At 47.8% G+C, this 4213-nt stretch carries 4 protein-coding genes; all 4 read right to left on the bottom strand.

Going from position 1 to position 4213, the window contains the following annotated elements; genetic code table 11:
* A partial coding sequence (locus NG792_RS26935) for a tetratricopeptide repeat protein (RefSeq protein ID WP_261237503.1) occupies positions 1-485 on the bottom strand: 485 nt, incomplete at its 3' end.
* A 139-nt stretch (positions 486-624) separates the two neighbouring features.
* Entirely contained in the window at positions 625-1758 is a 1134-nt protein-coding gene (locus NG792_RS26940) for a serine hydrolase domain-containing protein (protein ID WP_261237494.1), read from the bottom strand.
* Between the two features lie 108 nt (positions 1759-1866).
* The gene (locus NG792_RS26945) at positions 1867-2832 is read right to left on the bottom strand and encodes a hypothetical protein (RefSeq protein ID WP_261237496.1); all 966 of its coding nucleotides are present in this window, start codon (positions 2830-2832) and stop codon (positions 1867-1869) included.
* 161 nt (positions 2833-2993) lie between these two features.
* A complete protein-coding gene (locus NG792_RS26950) occupies positions 2994-3899 on the bottom strand; it encodes a hypothetical protein (RefSeq protein ID WP_261237498.1) in 906 nt (301 codons plus the stop codon).
* Between the last annotated feature and the right edge of the window lie 314 nt (positions 3900-4213).

Consider the following 4213-nt stretch of genomic DNA (forward strand, 5'->3'; position numbering starts at 1 on the left):
CCCGAGCGATCGCCCAATTCGGTTCTCAGTTGCAAAGATTGCTGATACAGACGCTCCGCCTCATCCCAGTTGCCCCGATTTCGCTGCACAGAGCCTAACTGTCCCAAAGAGGATGCGATGCCAGCCTTATCCTCGATTTCTTGATACAATGCGAGAGATTGTTGCAAAGATTCCCAGGCTTGGGGATATTGACTCTGTTGATACTGTTGAAATCCTTGCTGCAATAAAGCATCGGCTACCAATTTAGTTTCTAGCCGAGGCAACTCATAGTTAACCGCTTCGATTTTCCCGGCAAAATTCCGCAACCAGCCTGCATTTCCCTGTCCCTGTTGTGCCATCATCTCTGCAAAGGCGCGCATCACCTGCACCAACTCCGCACCGATGAGTTCCGGGTAGTTGCTCAATCTAGGCACTTCCTCCCCACTGGCACAGTTGAGGAGTTCTTGAATCAGGGAGAGATAGGCTTCAATTCGTTGTTCATCCATAGCAACGCACCGGGTTAGGGAATAGCATCCTCATTTTACCCCATTCCTCCAAAATCCAGGACAGAGAATGAAGCCATGATCAGGACTTACGCAGATGTTGAGAATCGAGCCTTAAAAATTGAACAATAGTGGCTGTAACTTAATATCCCAGCACCTTCGCCAGCTCATCCACCAACTCATCCACCGGATAATTTTCATCATTGGACAACACAATGATGGTCACCGGCATCTCGGTATAATGGCGATAAAAAGTGCTCGTGCCGTACCAACTCCCACTATGCTCCACATAGTCCGGGCCCACTGCCCACCCTAAACCATAGGCAAAAGATTCGCCATTATCCAAAGTACCCGGAGTGAAGGCCAATTGTAAAGTTGCCGGTTCCACCACTTCGCCATTGCGTAACCCCTGATCATAACGGGCTAAATCGGCAATGGAACTAAAAATATTGCCATCCCCCGCAATCACCGAAGGCAACGCAGAGGGTTCAAACTTCCCTTCGGGGGAAACCGCATAGCCCTCAGCCCGATTGGGGATCTGTTGTGCTAAATCCGCAAACACCACGGTATTATTCATCCCCAAGGGCATAAAAATCTGCTCCGCCATAAAGTCCCGAAAAGATTGCCCGGAAACCCGCTCAATGATTAAGGCTAACAGAGCATAACCACTATTGTTGTACTCAAATTCAACAGCGCGATGACGCTCAATATCCTGGGTATTCAACCATTGCAAATGCTCCTCAACGGTTAAACGAGCAAAAGCCTCATCTGTCCCCTGCCAAGCATCACCTGTATAGTCCGCTAAACCCGAGGTGTGATAGAGCAAATCAGCAATTAAAATCGGGTCATCGGGGTTGGGTTCTGCAAAATCCGGCAGATGCTCGATGACTGCATCCTCTAGCCCCAATTCTCCCGCCTCCATGAGGATTAAAATTCCCATTGCTGTCATTTGCTTGGATACCGAAGCCAAATCAAACACCGTATCTGGTGTAATCGGGCGCTGTTCCTCCACATCGCTGAAACCATAGCCCTTTTGCCATATCGCCCCCTGCTCAAGAATCAGCACCGCCACACCGGGCCCATCCTCCCAGAGGCTATCTGTAACGAGGCGATCTATTTCAGCCGTGCGTTTAGCCCCAAGGGCCACCTCTGATGACTCGCTCACTTCAGCCCCCGATGACTCCTGGGGTATGGCAAAACAACTGGTTAACAATAAACTGCCCAATAGGTAAAGCGGGGTGATCATAAAGAGGGCCGGTCTAGGTTTAGGGTTCATTAGTTTTTGCTCATCAAGATTTCAGATATAACTTTTGGAGGGCATTTGTAATTTGTAATTTGTCATTTGTTATTTGTGGAACTCGGTTTTTTGTCCCTTGCCCCAGGTTCAAAAGTCACGGGAAAACCGAGCTAAAAGCTCCTCGCGGGATAGCTGCAAAATCAACTGAGCTTGCTCCAACGGAGGAATTTCAATTAACCCTTCGATAATCTGAGATAATTCCGCATCCACAGTACCAAATTTCACTTGCAGCAGGCTTTCCACCAGCCGCCGCTGTCCTTGCTGGACTCCTTGCTGGACTCCTTGCTGAATGCCTTGCTGGACTCCTTGCTGAATGCCTTGCTGGATACCTTGCTGGATGCCTTCTTCTTTAACAGTTTGTAACCGTTGTAAATACAGGGGTGATAGTTCCATAATTAACTCCCTCTCTTCTGGGGCTAAATTTTGCCGAGCTTCTAGCATTTCACGCAGGTTGTACAGTAATTCTAGCGTGGTTTCTCTCGTGGGATTATCGGCAGGGAGTTGATACAGTTCTTGCAGGGCTTGTTTTTGGACTTTGCCGGTGCCTAAAATCCGCAACCACAGGGTTTCGGGGGTCGGCGGTAGTTGGTGAAGGACGATAATCGCGCTTTGCAGTCCCTTGGGTAGAAAGTAAACGCCTCCCGGAAAGTTTTCCAAGTCTAAGGTAGCGCCAAAATCTGCTAGGACGGCGGCGGATGCGGTGGGAGTCATCATCCACAACCTGGGTGATTCTGCGGGAGTAAGGCGTCTTTTTTCCCGGACAGATTGACGTTCAAATTCTGCCTTGATATCTAAGAGTTTCACCAGACAACTACAAATTTCTCTGGGTTTAACGGGATTGCTAAAGGGTTCAAACACCGCTGGGGTTGTCGCCAATCTTCCCAATAAGCCGAGGTGACTGGCATCGCCGATGTTTTCGGGGTTAGGCGTGAAAAATATATCAATTTCTCGCCGTTGAGAAGCCATCGTTTTGCTGGTTTCAGTTTGCCCTAATTGCTTTAAGAGTTCCTGGATGTATTGTTTGGTAAATTGGTCGTATATAAATCGGGTCATTGACTGGGGGTTTTAGTCGTTTGTCATGGGTCATTGGTCATTTATGGAAACCCGGTTTCTTCTCCCTTACCCCAGAGTTAGAAACCGGGTTTCTTGACTAAATTTTTGCGGAAAACCACAGATCTTGCTAGAAACCCGGTTTTTTGTCCCTCCCCCCAGGTTCAGAAGTTACGGGAAAACCGAGCTAAAAGCTCCTCGCGGGATAGCTGCAAAATCAACTGAGCTTGCTCCAACGGAGGAATTTCAATTAACGCTTCGATAATCTGAGATAATTCCGCATCCACAGTACCAAATTTCACTTGCAGCAGGCTTTCCACCAGCCGCCGCTGTCCTTGCTGGACTCCTTGCTGGATGCCTTCTTCTTTAACAGTTTGTAACCGTTGTAAATACAGGGGTGATAGTTCCATAATTAACTCCCTCTCTTCTGGGGCTAAATTTTGCCGAGCTTCTAGCATTTCACGCAGGTTGTACAGTAATTCTAGCGTGGTTTCTCGCGTGGGATTATCCGGTGGGAGTTGATACAGTTCTTGCAGGGCTTGTTTTTGGACTTTGCCGGTTCCTAAAATCCTCAACCACAGGGTTTCGGGGGTCGGCGGTAGTTGGTGAAGGACGATAATCGCGCTTTGTAGTCCTTTGGGGAGAAAGTAAACGCCGCTCATCCAGTTTTCCAAGTCTAAGGTTGCACCAAAATCTGCTAAGACGGCAGCGGATGCGGTGGGAGTCATCATCCACAACCTGGGTGATTCGACAAGAGTGAGTCGTCTTTTTTCCCGGACAGATTGACGTTCAAATTCTGCCTTGATATCTAAGAGTTTCACCAGACAACTACAGATTTCTCTGGGTTTAACTGGGTTGCTAAAGGGTTCAAACACCGCTGGGGTTGTCGCCAATCTTCCCAATAAGCCGAGGTGACTGGCATCGGCGATGTTTTCCGGGTTGGGCGTGAAAAATATATCAATTTCTCGCCGTTGAGAAGCCATCGTTTTGCTGGTTTCAGTTTGCCCTAATTGCTTTAAGAGTTCCTGGATGTATTGTTTGGTAAATTGGTCGTATATAAATCGGGTCATTTATTGTTATTTTGTCTATATTTGTTAATCATAGCATTGCCCAATTGCCCAATCAGAAACCCGTTTTCTGACCTAAATTTTGGCAACAAAAACACTCGATAATGTCACGAAACTTTTGGGTGTCCCGATTCGGGCGATCGCAACCCCTATCAAAAAATCTCAAAAAAAAACCCCCCGCCATAACAGCGGGGGATTTTTTCAACTAATTACCAGTCTCCGGTTTAACCGAACTTACTAGCCGTCGAAGCAATCAAGAACGCCGCATAAGTCAGGATATACCCCACCGTAAAGTGAGCCAAACCAATCAAGCGACC

It is taken from the genome of Laspinema olomoucense D3b, assembly GCF_025370785.1.
Lineage (GTDB): Bacteria > Cyanobacteriota > Cyanobacteriia > Cyanobacteriales > Laspinemataceae > Laspinema > Laspinema olomoucense.